Here is a 2758-nt window from a genome sequence, read left to right on the forward strand (position 1 = left end):
AATGCTAGCACAAGTCCAAAAAGGATATGGCTACCCTGTAGCGATCGCAGAAGCCCATAATCAAGCAGTAGTCAAAGGTGGCGATAGAACGCGTTTCTTTGCCCTCCTCGAACAACAAATGATTAAAGCTGGTTTGAAAAATGTGGGAACTTCCTACAAAGAAGCCAGAAAGCGGGGCAGTATTGCTTAAATTAGGGAATAAATGCTTACATAAGCAGAATTCATAAAATAACATTAAGCAGGTCGGCGTAAATATTTGTTGTTTGAATGAGCCAGAAGCCAGGAAGTAGAAGGGAAGAGCGTTTTGGCCTAGTTTATCTTTATTCACATAGTTTGCTTTTATTGTGCCACCCTACTTACCTAAAATTAGTTGTTACTTGAGAAAGCTTTTGGGGAATTATATAAATGTAGCCTCTTTATTTGCTGAAACAAGTATGACTATAGATAAAATTACAGATAGCTCGATAGACTATCCAAAAGAAGAGTATTTATCTTCCCGGCGGCGCCGACGCCGAAGTTCTTCATTAGAGATAGATAATCAAAGCTTGGCTAATGATGTTATTAAATCTAGTGTAGATGAACTTGTTAATCCTTCTAACAAACCGACAAGAATCAATTCATCAATTGATTTAACTCTTCTATTGTCCAATAAGGTTGTGATAGATTTAAATGATTACCCAGACATTTTGGATATGTTAGCTGCACATCGAGACAATAAAGCAGATAATTATCCAGATGATTTATCTTATGGGCATTATCAATTACCACGTTTCTTGCCTAGAGGGGAAATAGGTTATGCTTATGCCTTCTACGAAGAAGGAGAAGATGGAAAAATACATTTTTTTGAACATGATGAAGACACCGAAAAAGACTTAGAAATTAGTCTTGAAAATGCTTGTCTAAAATATAGAGAGCAATTTTATACATACGTGGTGTGCAAGGATGTATTTCCAGCTTTTGAGAAAATTTTAACTTGTCATGGATGGAAGTTATCTACTCTTGATCTAGATTCTGCTTTTTCGTGGCTGGATACTAGGTTGGAATTAGAATACTTTTCTTCTATATTGGACTTTCAAGAATTACCTAAAAATCATGATGATGTTATCAATTTATTAATGAATTTCTTTGTTCTAGAACTTCCTTGGAATAATTATGGCAGTTGTGATTTTAATTTTAGTGATATAAGTTTGAATCTAGAAAATATGGAACCATATCCTTGGCTTGAAAGCAAAGATTTATCCCTACCAGAAAAACTTAGACTATCCGCAGATTATGACATCAAATTTCACCTTAATCTATTTAACTACTTTATTGAAAAAAGCAACGAAACCACAGATAAAAAGCTGCCAGTTATTCACAAAATAATTGGAGTTTTAGTCTCACTATCTTCATACTATGAAGATACTACTTCAATTGTTGAAAGTTTAGCACAAAAGGCTAAAGTCCATTCTTGGATTGAAGATGTTGTTAAAGAGAGAGTAGAATACCTCAAAAGTATTTTCGATGTTGCAGAAGGCTATATTTCTGATTTGGATGATTTTGTTTCTGAATTTGATAATGCACTTAATGTAATTTGAACTCGTAAAATTAAACTATCAAAACTTGAGGAGAAAGTTTACATGGAATTACTTGAATTAAAATGGACTAAAAATTTTAAAAAGTTATATCAGACAAAAGATAGTAAATGGACAGGTGAAACAGACAAAATAGGAGAACATATTAAACTGCATTGGAGAAACCAAAATAGTAGAGATGAAAACAATGCAAATGAACCAGGAAAAGGAGAACTGATAATTTTAAGACAATATGGTGTCATAACACACATTGTTCGGTTAATCGACGATAAATTCAACACCGAATTAATGGATAAAGATGAATTTAATATTTATCGTTCAGTTGAAGTCATTTGGGTAACTAATGATTGGAATTGTCCTCCTAGTACCAGCATTTTCTTTGCTTCTGGTGTTCACTTCCCTGCAAATGGAAAGGTGTATCAAATAGAAAAACTGAAAGCTTTCAAACAACGTTGGGGAGAAGGAAGATTAATAGAATTTCAACATTATCTTCAACAAGAATTAGAAAAATACTAAGCTGAAAAGGAAGGGCTGAAAATTGCTATAGAAATCAAAAGTTTCCTTGACCCATCCAAGATTTCAGAATTTTACGGAGCGCTGGGACAATTTATAGCATATAGGGCAGCTTTAAGTATTCAAGATCCAAAACGGGTTTTATATCTAGCAGTGTCCAGCGATATTTACGAGGGATTTTTTGTAACTCCCTTTATTCAGGGACTCGTTCAGCAAAACCAACTTCTGTTGTTGATTTACAATATTGATGAGGAGGTAATTCAACAATGGCTACCGTCAACGAATACCGACAACACATCCAAAACCTGCTAACAGAACGCGCCAAACTGGTGTGGGACGATCGCATCCAAGCCCAAACTATTTTCGATACCGAACGCGACCACTACCAACTAGTCTACGTTGGTTGGCGCGGCTCAAAGCGACTGTATGGCACTGTCCTTCACCTAGACATCATCGATCGCAAAATTTGGATTCAACAAGATGGTACTGAAGTTGGGATTGCAAACCAGTTGGTTGAACTCGGTGTCCCCAAAGAAGACATTGTTTTACCCGCATTTCTCACAAACTCAGAGAACCCGGGGGGCAAAAACTGCTAGAATGTATATATAATAAGCACTTCAGCTATTTTGAAATATGACTCGACCCGCAACGCGATCGATACCAAAGGAGTT

3 protein-coding genes and 2 pseudogenes are annotated in these 2758 nt (G+C 35.7%); all 5 read left to right on the forward strand.

What is annotated here, in order from left to right:
- Positions 1-190, forward strand: a pseudogene (locus LC574_RS34550) (nuclease); the annotation flags it as partial.
- A 199-nt stretch (positions 191-389) separates the two neighbouring features.
- Positions 390-1577 carry a hypothetical protein gene (locus LC574_RS34555; RefSeq protein ID WP_229458126.1) on the forward strand — a complete coding sequence of 396 codons (1188 nt, stop codon included), beginning with the start codon at positions 390-392 and terminating at the stop codon, positions 1575-1577.
- 42 nt (positions 1578-1619) lie between these two features.
- Positions 1620-2090 (forward strand): hypothetical protein, encoded by a 471-nt coding sequence (locus tag LC574_RS34560; protein ID WP_229458127.1) that lies wholly within the window; start codon positions 1620-1622, stop codon positions 2088-2090.
- A 12-nt stretch (positions 2091-2102) separates the two neighbouring features.
- Positions 2103-2399, forward strand: a pseudogene (locus LC574_RS34565) (element excision factor XisH family protein); the annotation flags it as partial.
- Entirely contained in the window at positions 2354-2683 is a 330-nt protein-coding gene (locus LC574_RS34570) for a XisI protein (protein ID WP_229458129.1), read from the forward strand. The pseudogene LC574_RS34565 and the gene LC574_RS34570, both read left to right, overlap by 46 nt.
- Positions 2684-2758: the final 75 nt, after the last annotated feature.

The organism is Nostoc sp. CHAB 5715 (genome assembly GCF_020829685.1).
In the GTDB taxonomy this organism is placed as follows: Bacteria; Cyanobacteriota; Cyanobacteriia; order Cyanobacteriales; family Nostocaceae; genus Nostoc.

What these genes read in the sequence shown, in the direction of transcription:
- LC574_RS34560 (WP_229458127.1), top strand. Translation starts at nt 1,620, where the DNA reads ATGGAATTACTTGAATTAAAATGGACTAAAAATTTTAAAAAGTTATAT.
- LC574_RS34570 (WP_229458129.1), top strand. Translation starts at nt 2,354, where the DNA reads ATGGCTACCGTCAACGAATACCGACAACACATCCAAAACCTGCTAACA.